This window comes from Lacrimispora struthionigena (assembly GCF_048627165.1).
Taxonomy (GTDB): Bacteria; Bacillota; Clostridia; order Lachnospirales; family Lachnospiraceae; genus Lacrimispora.
On sequence record NZ_JBMBWP010000002.1, the window covers coordinates 3,090,001 to 3,107,068 of the forward strand.

13 protein-coding genes and 1 rRNA gene are annotated in these 17,068 nt (G+C 43.9%); 13 read left to right on the plus strand and 1 reads right to left on the minus strand.

The window, feature by feature from the left end; all coding sequences use genetic code 11:
- Window positions 1-216: 216 nt before the first annotated feature.
- The 3 genes from ACOAOT_RS23450 to ACOAOT_RS23460 all read left to right on the plus strand — a co-directional run bounded on the left by ACOAOT_RS23450 (window position 217) and on the right by ACOAOT_RS23460 (window position 4,923).
- Window positions 217-3,108, plus strand: a 23S ribosomal RNA gene (locus tag ACOAOT_RS23450).
- 177 nt (window positions 3,109-3,285) lie between these two features.
- Window positions 3,286-4,416 carry a CobW family GTP-binding protein gene (locus tag ACOAOT_RS23455; protein WP_420219148.1) on the plus strand — a complete coding sequence of 377 codons (1,131 nt, stop codon included), beginning with the start codon at window positions 3,286-3,288 and terminating at the stop codon, window positions 4,414-4,416.
- A 39-nt stretch (window positions 4,417-4,455) separates the two neighbouring features.
- Window positions 4,456-4,923, plus strand: coding sequence for a low molecular weight protein-tyrosine-phosphatase (locus tag ACOAOT_RS23460; RefSeq protein WP_420219149.1), 468 nt, complete (start codon window positions 4,456-4,458; stop codon window positions 4,921-4,923).
- Between the two features lie 61 nt (window positions 4,924-4,984).
- Here ACOAOT_RS23460 and ACOAOT_RS23465 read toward each other — a convergent pair whose 3' ends face one another.
- Window positions 4,985-6,055 (minus strand): HD-GYP domain-containing protein, encoded by a 1,071-nt coding sequence (locus ACOAOT_RS23465; RefSeq protein ID WP_420219150.1) that lies wholly within the window; start codon window positions 6,053-6,055, stop codon window positions 4,985-4,987.
- A gap of 318 nt (window positions 6,056-6,373) precedes the next feature.
- Here ACOAOT_RS23465 and spoIIID point away from each other — a divergent pair, with 318 nt between their 5' ends.
- From spoIIID to ACOAOT_RS23515, 10 genes are all read left to right on the plus strand, one after another.
- Window positions 6,374-6,649 carry a sporulation transcriptional regulator SpoIIID gene (spoIIID, locus tag ACOAOT_RS23470; protein ID WP_104439224.1) on the plus strand — a complete coding sequence of 92 codons (276 nt, stop codon included), beginning with the start codon at window positions 6,374-6,376 and terminating at the stop codon, window positions 6,647-6,649.
- 498 nt (window positions 6,650-7,147) lie between these two features.
- Entirely contained in the window at window positions 7,148-8,599 is a 1,452-nt protein-coding gene (locus tag ACOAOT_RS23475) for an aminotransferase class I/II-fold pyridoxal phosphate-dependent enzyme (protein WP_170820520.1), read from the plus strand.
- A 31-nt stretch (window positions 8,600-8,630) separates the two neighbouring features.
- Window positions 8,631-9,488, plus strand: coding sequence for a polyamine aminopropyltransferase (gene speE, locus ACOAOT_RS23480; RefSeq protein WP_420219151.1), 858 nt, complete (start codon window positions 8,631-8,633; stop codon window positions 9,486-9,488).
- The gene (locus tag ACOAOT_RS23485; protein WP_420219152.1) at window positions 9,485-10,759 is read left to right on the plus strand and encodes a saccharopine dehydrogenase family protein; all 1,275 of its coding nucleotides are present in this window, start codon (window positions 9,485-9,487) and stop codon (window positions 10,757-10,759) included. The genes speE and ACOAOT_RS23485 overlap by 4 nt, the downstream gene beginning before the upstream one ends.
- Window positions 10,760-10,761: 2 nt before the next feature.
- Window positions 10,762-11,883, plus strand: coding sequence for a carboxynorspermidine decarboxylase (gene nspC / locus ACOAOT_RS23490; RefSeq protein WP_420219153.1), 1,122 nt, complete (start codon window positions 10,762-10,764; stop codon window positions 11,881-11,883).
- 24 nt (window positions 11,884-11,907) lie between these two features.
- A complete protein-coding gene (aguA, locus tag ACOAOT_RS23495; protein WP_420219154.1) occupies window positions 11,908-13,062 on the plus strand; it encodes an agmatine deiminase in 1,155 nt (384 codons plus the stop codon).
- The gene (aguB, locus tag ACOAOT_RS23500; protein WP_420219155.1) at window positions 13,010-13,894 is read left to right on the plus strand and encodes an N-carbamoylputrescine amidase; all 885 of its coding nucleotides are present in this window, start codon (window positions 13,010-13,012) and stop codon (window positions 13,892-13,894) included. The genes aguA and aguB overlap by 53 nt, the downstream gene beginning before the upstream one ends.
- A 142-nt stretch (window positions 13,895-14,036) precedes the next feature.
- The gene (locus ACOAOT_RS23505; RefSeq protein ID WP_242980329.1) at window positions 14,037-14,420 is read left to right on the plus strand and encodes a protease complex subunit PrcB family protein; all 384 of its coding nucleotides are present in this window, start codon (window positions 14,037-14,039) and stop codon (window positions 14,418-14,420) included.
- A gap of 135 nt (window positions 14,421-14,555) precedes the next feature.
- Window positions 14,556-15,215: a serine O-acetyltransferase gene (gene cysE / locus ACOAOT_RS23510; RefSeq protein WP_420219156.1), complete on the plus strand. Its 660-nt coding sequence runs from the start codon at window positions 14,556-14,558 to the stop codon at window positions 15,213-15,215.
- 79 nt (window positions 15,216-15,294) lie between these two features.
- Window positions 15,295-16,866 (plus strand): DUF3794 and LysM peptidoglycan-binding domain-containing protein, encoded by a 1,572-nt coding sequence (locus ACOAOT_RS23515; protein ID WP_420219157.1) that lies wholly within the window; start codon window positions 15,295-15,297, stop codon window positions 16,864-16,866.
- Window positions 16,867-17,068: the final 202 nt, after the last annotated feature.

A 17,068-nucleotide genomic window follows, 5' to 3' on the forward strand; every position in this document is an offset into this window, starting at 1 on the left:
GCATGTACCTTGAAAACCACATATTGAAATATATCTAGATAGAGTCTTTGCAAAAAGACAATATCAAGACATCCGAGGTGTTACATCGAAAGATGTAACCAAATAAAAACTCGTTCAATTACCGTGACGTACGGTAAACGAACAAACCTAAGACCATAAGATACAACGCTATGTATCTTAGATGAGTAGCCCGCACCCGCAGGTGAAAGTCGTATTGGTTAAGCTATAAAGAGCACAAGGTGGATGCCTTGGCACTAAGAGCCGATGAAAGACGTGATAAGCTGCGAAAAGCTTCGGGGAGGAGCAAATATCCTTTGATCCGGAGATATCTGAATGGGGAAACCCAGCTGAGCAAACCTCAGTTGTCGTATGGTGAATCCATAGCCATACGTCGGGAACCCGGGGAACTGAAACATCTAAGTACCCGGAGGAAAAGAAAGAAAACTCGATTTCCAAAGTAGCGGCGAGCGAAATGGAAAGAGCCTAAACCAGCGTGCGTGCATGCTGGGGTTACGGACTGCAATAAGTGAGACGATTTGTTACCAGAACGGTCCTGGAAAGACCGGCCATAGAAAGTGAAAGCCTTGTATGGGAAAACAATAGTCAGCGAGCAGGATCCAAAGTACCACGAGACACGAGAAACCTTGTGGGAATTCGGGGGGACCACCCCCCAAGGCTAAATACTACTTAGTGACCGATAGCGCATAGTACTGTGAAGGAAAGGTGAAAAGGACCCCGGGAGGGGAGTGAAAGAGAACCTGAAACCTTGTGTTTACAAGCTGTGGAACCACGTTTAAAGTGGAACCGCGTACTTTTTGTAGAACGGTCCGGCGAGTTACCGTTACTGGCAAGGTTAAGCACTGAATGTGCGGAGCCGAAGGGAAACCAAGTCTTAATAGGGCGTTAAGTCAGTAAAGGTAGACCCGAAACCGGGTGATCTACCCATGTCCAGGTTGAAGCTGCCGTAAAAGGCGGTGGAGGACCGAACGCACATCCGTTGAAAAGGGTGGCGATGAGGTGTGGGTAGGGGAGAAATTCCAATCGAACCCGGAGATAGCTGGTTCTCCTCGAAATAGCTTTAGGGCTAGCCTCGTATTAGTCTGCCGGAGGTAGAGCACTGAATTTCCTAGGGGGCGTCAAAGCTTACCAAAGAATATCAAACTCCGAATGCCGGTCAGATGATGTACGGGAGTCAGACTGCACGAGATAAGTTGGGCAGTCAAAAGGGAAAGAGCCCAGACCACCAGCTAAGGTCCCAAAGTGCGTGTTAAGTGGAAAAGGATGTGAGATTTCAGAGACAACTAGGATGTTGGCTTAGAAGCAGCCACACATTCAAAGAGTGCGTAATAGCTCACTAGTCGAGAGGTCTTGCGCCGAAAATGTCCGGGGCTAAAACACGACACCGAAGCTGTGGAATGTATCGTATGATACATTGGTAGAGGAGCATTCTTAATGCGCAGAAGCATTACCGTAAGGAGATGTGGAGCGTTAAGAAGAGAGAATGCCGGAATGAGTAGCGAGATGGAAGTGAGAATCTTCCAGGCCGAATATCTAAGGTTTCCAGAGTAAAGCTGATCTGCTCTGGGTAAGTCGGGACCTAAGGCGAGGTCGAAAGACGTAGTCGATGGACAACAGGTTGAAATTCCTGTACCGCATATTATCAGAACTGTGGGGACACAGAACCGAGAGAGAACCCGGGAATGAAAAGACCGGGGCAAGCATTGGACTGGTTAAGATGGAAAATCCGCTTAACAACAGGAAGGTGTGACGCGTACCGAACAAAAGTAGGGAAGTCTCTGTAGGGGCTGTCAAGAAAAGCCGCTATTGTGTAATATGTGCCCGTACCGTAAACCGACACAGGTGGATGAGGAGAGAATCCTAAGGCCGGCGGGAGAAGCATTGTTAAGGAACTCGGCAAAATGACCCCGTAACTTCGGGATAAGGGGTGCCTGAGAAATCAGGCCGCAGAGAATAGGCTCAAGCAACTGTTTAGCAAAAACACAGGTCTATGCAAAACCGAAAGGTGAGGTATATGGGCTGACGCCTGCCCGGTGCTGGAAGGTTACGAGGAGGGGTTAGCGGCAACGCGAAGCTCTGAATTTAAGCCCCAGTAAACGGCGGCCGTAACTATAACGGTCCTAAGGTAGCGAAATTCCTTGTCGGGTAAGTTCCGACCCGCACGAAAGGCGTAATGATTTGAGCGCTGTCTCGACAATGCACCCGGTGAAATTGAAATACCAGTGAAGATGCTGGTTACCTGCGCCAGGACGGAAAGACCCCATGGAGCTTTACTCCAGCTTGATACTGGGATTCGGTGCTGCATGTACAGGATAGGTGGGAGGCAACGAAGATAGGACGCCAGTCTTATCAGAGCCGATGTTGGGATACCACCCTTGCGGTATTGGATTTCTAACCTGCAGCCATAACCTGGCTGGGGGACAATGTCAGGCGGGGAGTTTGACTGGGGCGGTCGCCTCCGAAAGAGTATCGGAGGCGCTCAAAGGTTCCCTCAGAATGGTCGGAAACCATTCGAAGAGTGCAAAGGCATAAGGGAGCTTGACTGCGACACCGACGGGTGGAGCAGGTAGGAAACTAGGACTTAGTGATCCGGTGGTATAAAGTGGGATTGCCATCGCTCAACGGATAAAAGCTACCCTGGGGATAACAGGCTTATCACTCCCAAGAGTTCACATCGACGGAGTGGTTTGGCACCTCGATGTCGGCTCATCGCATCCTGGGGCTGTAGTAGGTCCCAAGGGTTGGGCTGTTCGCCCATTAAAGCGGTACGCGAGCTGGGTTCAGAACGTCGTGAGACAGTTCGGTCCCTATCCGGCGTGGGCGTAGGATATTTGAGAGGAGCTGTCCTTAGTACGAGAGGACCGGGATGGACTGACCTCTGGTGTATCTGTTGGTGATCAACACCATGGCAGAGTAGCCAAGTCGGGAAGGGATAAACGCTGAAGGCATCTAAGCGTGAAGCCCCCCTCAAGATGAGATATCCCATCGCAAGAGTAAGACCCCTTGAAGACGACGAGGTAGATAGGGCAGAGGTGGAAGCATGGTAACATGTGCAGCTGACTGTCACTAATAGGTCGAGGGCTTAACCAGGTTGGTTTAGGTAAGAGGAAGAACGGATGAAAGATATATAACAATGTGTGGTTTTGAGGGTATATGTATTATATGTAATACTGCTTAAAATAGGAATGCGTAAATCCAGGTGTGGGTTTGCGCTTTTTTTGCTTTTGAAAGAACTGTTACCAATCATGGAAAAGTGAGATGATTAGAATGAATAAAAATGTAAATAAGAAAATCCCTGTCATATTGATTACAGGATATCTTGGTTCAGGGAAAACCACACTGCTCCAGGGATTGCTGGAAAGCGGTGATAACAGCGGTCTTGCACTGGTTATTAATGATATGGGCAGTGTGAATGTGGATAGTAAGCTGATAAAAAATGAAGATTCTTCACAACAGACTGCAAAAATGGTGGAATTGCAGAATGGATGCATCTGCTGTACTTTGCGGGAAGAATTTATGAACCAGATAGAAGAACTTTCTAAGGATCAAAGGGTGGAAAAAATAATAGTGGAGGCATCTGGAATCAGCAATCCAGCGTCCATAGCGGAGGGGTTTCTGATGTCTGAAGAAGAACCAGATTCTTCAGGTGTATACTTACAATCCATTATTACAGTCGTGGATGCGCATCGGCTTTATTATGAATTCCTGGATGAGATGGAAGAACAGATGAATGAGGAGGGGGAAGAGGAACCTGATATCATTAACCTGGTTATGGATCAGATTGAATTTTGCAGTACAATTATTTTAAATAAGTGTGATTTATTGAATTCTATTAAAATAGAACAGGTAATTAGTACAATAAAGCAGATTCAGCCTGAGGCAGAAATTATTCGGACTGCATGGGGAAAAGTAGATACCAGGCTCATATTTGATGGGAAAGAGTTCGATTATGACAGAGTTATGAATTCTTCCTCTTTACAAAAAGCACTTGCCAGAGAGAAGCAGCTTGATGATTCTGGTACAGATGATTATGGAGTTACTTCTTTTGTTTATGAAGAAAGAAGGGCGTTTAAACGGGAAAGTTTTATGGAATTACTGGAAAATAATTATCCGGAAACAATCATACGGGCGAAAGGTTATATCTGGTTTTCTGATGATTCAGTACATGCCCAGCTGTTTGAACAGGCGGGAAAAAATGCTTCCGTTTCAGAAGCTACCAGTTGGGTGGCGGCACTTCCAAATGACGAGAAAGAGGAGATCTTTTACAATTATCCGGATGTGTTAGGAGATTGGGATGAGATCTATGGTGACCGTATGAATCAGATCGTATTTATTGGCAGGAATTATGATAAGTTAGAGATGATAAGCGTTTTAAACAGTTGTATTGATAAAGAATAATAAAATTATACCAGAGCGTAGTGGAAGGAGAAATATTGGATGATCAAAGTACTATTCGTCTGTCTTGGTAATATTTGCAGATCACCTATGGCAGAGTTTGTAATGAAGGATTTGGTAGAAAAGGAAAATTTAGCATCAGAATTTTATATTGCATCCGCGGCTACCAGTTCAGAAGAAATTGGCAATCCGGTTCATCATGGTACGAGGAATAAATTAAAGGAATTAGGGATTTCAACAGCAGGCAAGTGCGCGGTTCAGCTGAAAAAGAAAGACTATGAAGATTATGATTATATATTGGGAATGGAGCAGAGAAACATTGCCGGAATTATGAGAATTATAGGGAGTGACCCAAAGAGGAAAATAAAGAGGCTTCTTGATTACTCTCCCAATCCAAGAGATATTGCTGATCCGTGGTATACCGGTGATTTTGATGTAACCTATACCGATGTAAAAGAAGGCTGCGAAGCATTACTGGATACGATTCTTAAGGCTGAAGGCATCAGGTAAACATAAAGCAGGTGGCGTTTCCCGGATTCTTTGGTGAACGTCCACCTGTTTCATTTATTTGTTAATCATCCATGTCTATAATGGTGATATTTAGGGCTTCACTTGATAAATTGATTTCCTTGCCTGCCACACCGTCAGGATTAATGAATCGGATGATTGGCCGGAGTGCAAATCCTGGAGTATTATCTTTGACGACAGCCGTGCTTCCATCGCTTAATCTGACAATTGTACCAATAGGGTAGGCAGAAACACATTGGAAAAAGGCGGATAATAGTTCCGGATCAAAATGGGAATTACAGCAGCTGGTCAGATAATCAAATATCTTTCTTGGATTCCATGCTTTTCGGTATGGTCTCGTGGCACTTAAGGCATCATAAACGTCTGCAATAGCAAGGATACGTCCGTATAGCGGAATATTCTCCCCTGCAAGACCAAATGGATAACCGCTTCCGTCATATTTCTCATGATGGGTCTGAATTCCCTGAAGCACTGCCTGGGAGATGGAATTACAGTCAAACAGCTTATCATAGGAAAGGCTGGGGTGCTGCTTCATAACCTCATACTCTTCGTTGGTCAGAGGCCCTGGCTTATTGGTGATTTCAATTGGAATATCAGTCTTTCCGATATCGTGGAGAAGTCCGCACAGAGCCAGGTCATTCAGCTTGGATATAGGGAGTCCGATATAACGCCCGATGAGTACACTTAAAATTCCCACATACAGGCTGTGAGAATAGGTATAGCTGTCATAGTCTCTGATGTCAATCATCTGAAAAAGATACTTGTCCATGTTTAAAACATTCATAACCACGGTTTTGGCTACGTTGGCAATATTCTCATATATCTGTCTGCTGGTCTGAAAGGTGACTTTTTTCAGGCTTTCTTCAAATGTTTCCTGTATGCTGATCAGCATTTTGGCCTTTAATTCAGGTTCCACAATATCTACTGGCTCAATTCCTTCAGTCAGTTCAGTCTGAATATAAGCCCCCTGAATTCCAATACTCATCATTCTGTTTATCGTGCGATCATTCAGGACGTAGCCAGTTACGGCGAAAGGCAGCATTGGGTTTAAACCTGGTATGTTGCGGGCTAATTCCATACCTGCAGTCAATTTCTCAATTGGTAAATAAATCAATTCTTTGCACCTCAACAGACTATATGGCAGTCTCTTCTTTCTGTTCAGTAGTTTCCTTTATGTGTTAGAATTAGAAATAATTGTATATTAATATCTTAAATTATAGTTGGATTTGCCAAATGCGTCAATGAAAATTTGCTATCTGACAGGCGGATTATTGTAGAAAATTGTGGTTTCATTTTATACAATTATATTATACGGTGGTAAATTATGGTAATTTTAATATAAAATTAATTCATAAGAAATTAAAATAGAACCATTCATACTTGACCGTCATCCTGCATAAGTATGTAAAAACGTCCTAGCAGGGGGATTTTCTTGAAGGAATATATTGAAGAACGCGCGGTTGCGATCGCCAACTACATCATAGACTACCATGCAACCGTTAGGCAGACAGCAAAGAAATTTGGGATATCCAAATCTACGGTACATAAGGATGTGACAGATCGTTTAGAGCACATCAATCCGTCCCTGGCAGCCCGGGCCAGGGTCATCCTGGACATTAACAAATCCGAGCGCCATATCAGAGGCGGCCTCGCCACCAAGGAAAAGTATCAGCACCGCCTTCAGATGTGCAGTAAAAAAGATTTATAAACAAAAGAGTGGGGAGACAGCCGCTGTTTGAGAAATGGTAGACGTTCTCAGACAGCGGCTGTTCTATTTCATGAAAGACAAAAATTTTACAAAAAACTGGTTGACATGAATCCGTAAAATATGTTATTCTTTACCCCAGTATGAAGAGACATTATCGTTTTCATGCAAATATTGACCACTTCGTAAGAAGTTAAGCCCAGACGGACAGGCGGGTCAGCTGCCGAACGTGGGAAACCACATTATTGATTGAGTTAGAAGCTCAAATTTTATAAGTTGATTACTTTATAATCAGTGCATCTGCACATCATCTTGTGAAACGATCAATAATAGCAGGGACAGTATATTTGCTATGTAGACTCGAAAACGGTAATTGTCATGAATAGAAAGCAGACGGAGGCTGACTCCGTTAAAAGATTCATGAAATTTCAGGCAGGTGATGTACATTCACCTGCTTTTTTTGATTGTAAGGAATTTTATTGCAGAGAGGTAATTTGCCATATGAACAGAGACGATCAGATGAGAGCTCCGATTTATGATGCTCTTGAGACATTTAGAAAGAAAAGAGTAGTGCCCTTTGATGTACCCGGGCATAAACGGGGAAGAGGAAATCCGGAGCTGGCACAGCTTCTTGGTGAGCGTTGTGTGGGGCTTGATGTGAATTCCATGAAGCCGCTTGATAATTTATGCCATCCCGTGTCAGTGATCCGGGATGCGGAACGACTGGCTGCAGAGGCTTTTGGAGCGGCAGATGCGTTCTTGATGGTAGGAGGAACTACTTCGGCAGTACAGAGCATGATTCTATCTGTCTGCAAAGCCGGAGATAAAATTATTCTTCCGAGAAATGTCCATAAAAGTGCGATTAACGCTTTAGTGCTTTGTGGAGCAGTTCCTGTTTATGTTAATCCAGAAGTAAACAGTATGCTTGGGATTTCCCTGGGAATGGAGATCAGCCAGGTTGAGAAGGCAATTGAGGAAAATCCTGATGCAGTGGCGGTGTTTGTGAACAATCCCACTTATTACGGAATCTGTTCCGATATCCGTTCCATTGTGCGTCTGGCTCATGCACATGGTATGAAGGTTCTGGCAGATGAAGCTCACGGAACCCATCTTTACTTCGGTAAAAACCTGCCTGTTTCCGCTATGGCGGCAGGGGCAGACATGGCCGCAATTTCCATGCACAAATCAGGAGGAAGTCTGACTCAAAGCTCACTTCTCCTGCTAAATACCGGTGTGAACGGGGATTATGTGCGTCAGATCATTAACTTAACACAGACGACCAGTGCGTCCTATCTTCTTCTTTCCAGCCTTGACATTTCCAGACGGAACCTGGCGCTCAGAGGAGAAGAATCCTTTGCAAAGGTGACAGAAATGGCAGAGTATGCCAGGGAAGAAATCAATTCCATTGGGGGATATTATGCATATGGCAGAGATTTGATAAATGGTACCAGCATCTTCGATTATGACGTGACCAAGCTTTCCGTTTATACCCTGGGAAATGGTCTGGCAGGAATTGAAGTGTATGACCTCCTTCGGGATGAATATGATATTCAGATTGAATTCGGAGATATCTGCAACATCCTTGCCTATATTTCCATTGGAGACAGAATACAGGATATAGAGCGCCTGGTAGGTGCTCTGGCAGATGTAGAGCGTCTTTATAAAAAAGACCGGACAGGTATGCTATCAGGAGAGTACATAGCACCAAAAGTGGTGATATCTCCCCAGAAGGCATTTTATTCAAAGAAGGTATCTGTTCCGGTAAAAGAGTCAGCTGGCAAGATCAGCGGAGAGTTTGTGATGTGCTATCCGCCTGGAATCCCGATTTTAGCGCCTGGAGAGATGATTACGGAAGAAATTGTGGAATATATCGTATACGCAAGAGAGAAGGGATGCTCCATGCAGGGAACAGAAGATCCGGCAGTGGAGAATTTAATGGTACTGACAGAGTAATTTCCGGTAAGTGGGAAAGATGGAGGAAAATATGGAGATATGGTTTTCGGAATTGCATACATCCAATGTTAAGCTTTCCGTCCGGATTGACAAGCAGCTTTTTTCCGGCGAAAGTGAATATCAGAGAATCGATGTATTTGAATCCCAGGAATTCGGAAAGTTTGTGGCTCTTGACGGAGACATTGTTTTTTCGGACAAAGATGAATTTATTTATGATGAAATGGTTACCCATGTACCCATGGCAGTTCACCCCGATGTTAGGAATGTGCTGATTATCGGTGGAGGTGACGGAGGTGTGGCGAAGGAGCTTTTACAGTATCCTTCCATTGAATCCATTGATGTGGTTGAAACAGATAAACTGTTTGTAGATGTATGCCGGGATATATTTCCTGAGGTGGCATGTGGTCTGGATGATCAGAGGGTAAAGGTTTATTACGATGACGGACTTCGTTTCCTGAGAAATAAAAAAGAAGAATACGATCTGATTATCAACGATTCCACCGATCCGTTTGGACATACTGAGGGACTTTTCACCAAAGAGTTTTATGGAAGTTGCTATAAGGCGCTTAAGAGCGATGGAATCATGGTTTATCAGCATGGCAGTCCTTTTTATGACGAAGATGAGCTGGCTTGCAGAAGCATGCACAGGAAGGTTTACCGTTCCTTCCCTATCAGCCGTGTTTATCAGGCTCATATTCCAACCTGCCCGTCAGGTTACTGGCTGTTTGGTTTTGCATCAAAAAAATATCACCCGATTAATGACTTTAAACCCGATAAATGGAACAAAATGAAAATAGAGACGTGGTATTATACCACCAATCTTCACACAGGAGCATTTATGCTTCCAAAATATGTGGAAGATCTACTGGAAGAGGAGGAAAAGGAATGAGCAGATTATTAGTAATCGGATGCGGCGGAGTTGCCGCAGTAGCAATCAACAAGTGCTGCCAGAACAGCGAGGTATTTACAGACATCTGCATAGCAAGCAGAACAAAGGAAAAATGTGACGCGTTAAAGGCAAAGCTGGAAGGAAAGACAAAAACAAGAATTGAAACAGCAAGAGTTGATGCAGATCATACAGAGGAAGTCATTGCCTTAATTAAGAGCTATCAGCCCGATGCCGTGTTAAATGTGGCACTTCCCTATCAGGATCTAACCATTATGGATGCCTGCCTGGCTGCAGGGGTGGATTATATCGATACGGCTAACTATGAGTCGGAAGATACGGAAGATCCCCAGTGGAGAGCGATCTATGAGAAACGGTGTGAGGAGCTTGGTTTTACCGCCTATTTTGATTATTCCTGGCAGTGGAATTACAGGGAGAGATTTGAAAATGCAAATATTACGGCTCTTCTTGGAACCGGATTTGATCCTGGCGTTACCAGTGTATTTTCCGCTTATGCTCTGAAACATTATTTTGATGAAATTCACACCATCGATATTTTAGACTGTAACGGCGGTGATCACGGATATCCATTTGCAACAAACTTTAACCCTGAGATTAATTTAAGAGAAGTATCTGCCAACGGATCTTACTGGGAGGATGGCCACTGGATTGAGACCAAACCTATGGAACTGAAATCTAAGTACAATTTCCCGGAGGTGGGTGAGAAGGACATGTATCTCCTTCATCATGAAGAGATCGAATCTCTGGCTAAGAACATTCCTGGAGTTAAGAGAATCCGCTTCTTTATGACCTTTGGACAAAGCTATTTAACACATATGAAATGTCTGGAGAACGTTGGAATGCTTTCAACAGCTCCCATTGAATTTAATGGCCAGAGCATTGTTCCGATCCAGTTTTTAAAGGCACTTCTTCCTGATCCGGCGTCCCTGGGACCAAGAACAGTTGGTAAGACCAACATCGGATGCATTTTTACAGGTATTAAAGACGGAAAAGAGAAAACCATCTACATTTACAACGTATGCGATCATCAGGAGTGCTACAAAGAGGTGGAATCACAGGCAATTTCCTATACAACCGGAGTTCCGGCTATGATCGGTGCCATGATGGTGGTGACAGGACAGTGGAAAAAGCCAGGTGTGTTCAATGTTGAGGAATTTGATCCCGATCCATATATGGAGGCTTTAAATAAATGGGGACTTCCCTGGGTAGTCTGCGAAGATCCTGAGACCGTAACTGTGTGGAGACAGGAATAATCATGAAGATAGAGGAACTAAAGACTCCCTGCTACGTAATTGATGAGGGCAGGCTGATTGATAATTTGAAGATTTTAAACGGGGTGAAAGAGAGAACCGGATGCAGCATTCTTCTTGCACAAAAGGCATTTTCCTGTTTTGCAGAGTATCCGTTAATTGCAAAATATATTGATGGAACTACTGCAAGCGGTCTGTATGAAGCCAGACTCGGCAAAGAGGAGATGGGACTTTCAAACCATGTTTTTGCCCCTGCATATAAGGAAGCGGATTTTAAAGAACTGACAAAAATCTGTGACCACATTGTATTTAACTCTTTTTCCCAATTGAAAAAGTATAAGGACTGCCTAAAGGGTGTAAATGCCGGCATCCGGGTAAATCCACAATGCTCCACACAAGATGGGCATGCGATCTATGATCCCTGTGCACCCGGCTCCAGGCTGGGTGTGACAAGGGAGCAGTTTGAGGAAGAATATCTGCCTTATATCTCAGGCATTCATTTTCATACTCTTTGTGAACAGAATGCAGATGCGCTGAAAACCACTCTGGATGCAGTGGAAGAACAGTTTGGAGAATATTTTCCCCGGTTATCCTGGATTAATATGGGCGGAGGACATCATATAACCAGAGAGGATTATGATCTGGAGCTTTTGGAATCCTGTATTAAAAGAATTCAGGACAAGTACGGGCTTCGTGTTTATTTAGAACCTGGAGAGGCAGTTGCTTTAAATGCTGGTTATTTAGTGACAGAAGTGCTTGATGTGGTGGACAACGGAATTAAAACCTTAATTCTTGACGCTTCCGCATCCTGTCATATGCCGGATGTACTGGAAATGCCTTATCGTCCGCCGTTAAAGGACAGCGCAGAACCGGGAGAGAAGCCTTTTAATTACCGCCTGTCTTCCTGCACCTGCCTGGCTGGAGATGTAATTGGAGATTATTCCTTTGACCATGAGATAAACCCTGGAGATAAACTGTATTTTATGGACATGGCTATTTACTCCATGGTGAAAAACAACACATTTAACGGTATGCCCCTTCCTTCCATAGCGGTTATGGATCAGGACGGAGAATGCCGCATTATAAAAGAATTTGGATACGAAGATTTTAAAAACAGGCTGTCTTAATGTGCCTGATATGAGGAATGAAATATGAGAAAGCGATCCACACTGCCGGCAGAGGAAGGATTTTACATGCCGGGGGAATTTGAACCTCACAGAGGCTGCATCATGATCTGGCCCAGAAGACCGGGCTCCTGGCCATATGGGGCGGTAAAAGCAAGAAAGGCTTTTGCGGAAATTGCAGAAGCCATTGCAGACAGTGAACAGTTAATTATGCTGACCCATGAGGATACTTATGACAATGCCAGAGCCATGCTTTCTGATCGGATTGAAGTGATGGTGATGGAATCTGACGATGCTTGGGCGAGAGATGTTGGTCCTACTTTTGTGAAAGATAAGTCAGGCCGTGTCAGGGGAATTGACTGGCAGTTTAATGCCTGGGGAGGTTCCTTTGATGGCCTGTATCAGGACTGGGAGAAGGATAACCTTCTTGCAGGCCGGTTTTGTGAAAAGCTGGGATATGAAGTTTATGATGCCGGACATTTCGTTCTGGAAGGCGGTTCCATTCATTCAGATGGAGAAGGGACGGTACTGGTAACAGAAAGCTGTCTCTTAAGTAAGGGGAGAAATCCACTTCTGACCAGGGAGCAAATCGAGGCAAAGCTAAAGGAATATCTGGGAGCAGAGAAAATTATCTGGCTGAAGTATGGCATCTATCAGGATGAAACCAATGAGCATGTGGATAATGTCTGTGCATTTGTGCGTCCCGGTGAAGTGGTATTAGCCTGGACTGATGACAGGGAAGATCCTCAGTATGAAATGTCAATGGAGGATTTACGGATTCTTGAGAAAGAGACTGATGCAAAGGGCCGCCATTTTGTTGTTCATAAGCTGCCCATTCCTAAGGTTCCTGTCTGTATTACGAAAGAGGAACTGGCTGGCTTTGCCTTCGAACCAGGTGAAGATGAACGGGAACCTGGTGAACGGCTGGCTGCCAGCTATGTGAATTTTTATATTTCAAACGGAGGGGTAATTGTCCCTCAGTTTGAAGATGAAAATGACAGGGAAGCAGTCCGTATTCTATCTGACTGTTTTCCCGACAGAAAGATTTATCCGGTCTATGCCAGAGATATTATTGCAGGCGGAGGAAATATCCACTGCATCACGCAGCAGATACCAAAAGGAGAAATAGATGAGAAAGGTAACAGTTGCGGCAGTTCAGATGAAGTGCTGCCAGGACGTTGATAAAAATATTGCCAGTGCAGAGAAGCTTGTAAGGAAGGCAGCAGCAGAGGGAGCAGAAATCATACTGCTTCCGGAGCTGTTTGAACGTCAATATTTCTGTCAGGAGAGACGCTACGAATATTATGAATATGCGAAACCAGCTGAGGAAAATGATGCAGTCATTCATTTTTCCCGGATTGCAGCAGAGCTTTCTGTGGTAATTCCGGTCAGCTTTTATGAACGGTCTGGTAACACCATGTTTAATTCCGTTGCAGTTCTTGATGCAGATGGGACGAATCTGGGTATTTACCGGAAAACCCATATCCCCGATGACCACTATTATCAGGAGAAGTTTTATTTTACTCCTGGAGATACCGGATTTAAAGTATTTGATACGAGATACGGAAAAGTAGGGATTGGGATCTGCTGGGATCAATGGTTTCCGGAGACAGCAAGAAGCCTTGCACTTTTGGGTGCAGAACTTATTTTTTATCCCACTGCCATTGGAAGTGAGCCCATACTGGAATGTGACAGCATGGAACACTGGAGACGCTGTATGATGGGGCATTCTGCCTCAAACATTATACCAGTCATTGCCGCAAACCGTATCGGAGAGGAATCGGTATCACCCTGTGAGGAAAATGGCAATCAGAGTTCTTCTTTAAAGTTTTATGGATCATCCTTTATTACAGACAGTACAGGTGCTTTGATTCAGTCTATGGGAAGAGAAGAGGAAGGCGTGATTCTGGCAGAGTTTGACCTGGATGAGATCAGCAGAGACCGCAGAAACTGGGGACTTTTCCGGGACAGAAGACCGAAAGAGTACGAAATTATTTCAGGAATGATTAAATAGCAGACGGGTAGTTCCCTTCTTTGATAAAAAAGTTTCATAAAAATGGCTTACTCCCCATATAAATAGTAATAATCAATAAGTTGGGGAGTGCGCTATGAAGAGACTGTTTAACAGAAAATGGATGATTTTTTTCGGCCTCGCTATGTGGGTGCTGGTAGTTCGTACCTTAAGCGGGTGTACAGTAAACGGGGATAATGGAAACAAGGTACGGGATCTGGATTTCACTGTGGTTGCAGATACGGATATACCGCAGGAACTCAAACAGATAATAGCAGAAAAACAACAGTCACCCTTTAAACTGACTTACAGTGATGATAAAAATCTTTACATAGTAGTAGGATATGGAAAGCAGGCCAGCGGTGGTTACAGCATAGCAGTCAATGATCTTTATCTCACTGACAATTCCATCGTCCTTGATACGGAATTAATCGGTCCGGATAAGGGCGAGAACACAGGAACAGAACCATCTTATCCATTTATTGTGATCAAGACGGAGATGTCCGAACTTCCAGTTGTATTTCAATAAGGAATTATGTAAGAAAATAGCTGTTCTGTAAATAAGTTGCAGAGCAGCTATTTTAAATTTCTCTTTTTTCTTTTGCCGCCATATGATATACTACATCAAACAGGAGTCGAAAGTAAGGAGAAGAGGAAGGTTCGTATGATATTAAAAGATATATGGCTTGATGTGAAGGCAGTAAAGCAGCGGGATCCGGCAGCCAGGAATGAACTGGAAGTCCTGCTTTTGTATCAGGGGGTTCATGCGCTCATCTGGCATCGCTTTGCCCACTGGTTTTATCAGCACAGGATGTTTTTTATTGCAAGAATGATTTCCCAGACTGCCAGATTTTTTACACTGATTGAGATTCACCCCGGTGCGAAAATGGGGCATGGAATACTGATTGATCACGGTTGCGGCGTGGTAATTGGGGAAACTGCGGTTGTAGGGGATAACTGTACGATTTATCAGGGCGTTACTCTTGGTGGCGTTGGTCTAAATAAAGGAAAGCGCCATCCTACCCTTGGGAACAATGTGACGGTGGGAGCAGGAGCTAAGATTCTTGGTTCTTTTGAAGTAGGAGATAACTGTACCATAGCAGCCAATGCGGTACTTTTAAAGCCTCTGGAGAACAATGTGACGGCAGTGGGAATTCCCGCACGCCCGGTAAAAATTGACGGAGTTCCCATACCAAAGAAAGAAAGCAATATGGTTACCATGGAGCATTACTGCATGATGGAAGAACGTGTAAAGGTATTGGAAGAGAAACTTCATAAACTGGAAAACCCGCTTTCAGAAAAAGAGGAGAAATCCCAGGATTAGAATAAAAAAAGTATATTGGAACATGCACCTGCATACACTTTCTTAAAGGAATAAAAGAAGGTAAGGCAGGTGCTTTTTCATGTTGGAGCTGGTGAAGAAAAACATACATATGAATCGTTGGAAAGGAAACGCCACATCCCAGATCACGCTTGACGATGATTTCATTGTCCCTGACAGCATGGATGATGTGGAGCAGATTATTCTTAGTTCCGGTGAGATTACCATGGATTCCGTTAAGAACCAGGCGGAGCGGGTAGTAGTCCGGGGAAAGATGGATTTTACCATATTGTATCGGGGAGCAGAGGGCGGACTTTGTACGTTAAGCGGGAGCATTAATTTTGAAGAACCAATTAATGTACCGGGACTTGATGAGAAAGATTTAGTTTCAGTTACTTGCGACTTGGAAGATTTAAACGCAGGGATCATCAATTCCAGAAAATTAAGTGTAAAGGCGATTGTTACGCTTCAGGTAAAGGTTGAGACCCTTTGCGACGTAGATGCTGCCGTAGAAGTGGACACGAAACCCACCTCAGGTGATGCTCCCAGTGTAGAAACTCTTCGCAAAAAGGTGGATGTTGCAACAGTTGCTCTTCACCATAAGGACACGTTTCGGATAAAGGATACCATCAGCCTGTCTGGGAATAAGCCTAATATTGATCATATATTGTGGAATGAAATGATATTAAGAGGCGTAACCACCAGGCCTACCAGCGGAAAGATGATGCTTGACGGCGAACTGATGGTCTTTATTATTTATCAGGGAGAAGGGGAAAATGCTCCCGTTCAGTGGATGGAAGAAAGTATTCCATTTTCGGGAGAAATAGAGGTTCCGGATGTAACTGAAGACATGGTGCCGGTAGTTACCGTTCGGCTGATTCATAAGGATATTGAGGCGAAGCCTGATTCAGACGGTGAGATGCGTGAAATTGATGTGGATGCAGTTCTGGAACTGGATATGAAGCTTTATAAAGAAGAAAGTATGGAGCTTTTAAATGACTTATATTCGACTAACCGTGATCTTGCGCTCCAGACCGGAGAAGCCTGTTTTGATAAGATCCTGACCAAGAATATGAGTAAATGTAAAATAGTTGAGAAAATAACCCTGGATCAGGCGGATAGGATCCTTCAGATCTGTCATAGTGAGGGTACCGTTAAAATTGACGATACGGAAGTGAAGGAAGACGGACTTCATGTGGAGGGAGTTCTGGAAGTTAAGATCCTTTATATGACCTCTGATGATACACAGCCCATTCAATGTGCAGTAGAGGATATTCCGTTCCATTTCCTGATCGAGGCTCCTGGAATTAATGATTCCACCATCTGTCAGTTAAATCCTGGGCTGGAGCAGCTAAGTGCCGTTATGATTGGCGGAGGAAACGTTGAGGTGAAGGCAACCATTTCCCTTGATCTTCTGGCCTTACAGCCGGTTTGCGAACAAATTATTACCGGAGTAACGGATTCCCCAATGGATTTCAATAATTTGCAAAAACTTCCTGGAATTGTTGGTTATATTGTTCAGCCTGGCGATACTCTGTGGAAAATTGCTAAAAAATTCCATACAACTGTTGATACCATTATGACCACCAATGGTCTTACGGAAAGTACCATTAAGCCAGGAGACCGCTTAATTCTGGTAAAAGAAGTTTCATAAAATAAGTGCCAGACAAAAGCACCTGCTTTTGTCTGGCACTTTTGACAAGGATCTGCTGAATGATTTTAATAAAACAGGGTAATATAAATATTGTTATTCACATATCGGCAAGTCCTGTTATATAATATATTATAGCTTAAGCTTTGTTCAACCATCGACGGCGCCATAACGCATCCAGCTGGTGCTTAAGATAGATGACAGG

Coding starts and splice junctions, on each gene's coding strand:
- ACOAOT_RS23455 (WP_420219148.1), top strand. CDS start 3,286: ATGAATAAAAATGTAAATAAGAAAATCCCTGTCATATTGATTACAGGA.
- ACOAOT_RS23460 (WP_420219149.1), top strand. CDS start 4,456: ATGATCAAAGTACTATTCGTCTGTCTTGGTAATATTTGCAGATCACCT.
- ACOAOT_RS23475 (WP_170820520.1), top strand. CDS start 7,148: ATGAACAGAGACGATCAGATGAGAGCTCCGATTTATGATGCTCTTGAG.
- speE (WP_420219151.1), top strand. CDS start 8,631: ATGGAGATATGGTTTTCGGAATTGCATACATCCAATGTTAAGCTTTCC.
- ACOAOT_RS23485 (WP_420219152.1), top strand. CDS start 9,485: ATGAGCAGATTATTAGTAATCGGATGCGGCGGAGTTGCCGCAGTAGCA.
- nspC (WP_420219153.1), top strand. CDS start 10,762: ATGAAGATAGAGGAACTAAAGACTCCCTGCTACGTAATTGATGAGGGC.
- aguA (WP_420219154.1), top strand. CDS start 11,908: ATGAGAAAGCGATCCACACTGCCGGCAGAGGAAGGATTTTACATGCCG.
- aguB (WP_420219155.1), top strand. CDS start 13,010: ATGAGAAAGGTAACAGTTGCGGCAGTTCAGATGAAGTGCTGCCAGGAC.
- ACOAOT_RS23505 (WP_242980329.1), top strand. CDS start 14,037: ATGTGGGTGCTGGTAGTTCGTACCTTAAGCGGGTGTACAGTAAACGGG.
- cysE (WP_420219156.1), top strand. CDS start 14,556: ATGATATTAAAAGATATATGGCTTGATGTGAAGGCAGTAAAGCAGCGG.
- ACOAOT_RS23515 (WP_420219157.1), top strand. CDS start 15,295: ATGTTGGAGCTGGTGAAGAAAAACATACATATGAATCGTTGGAAAGGA.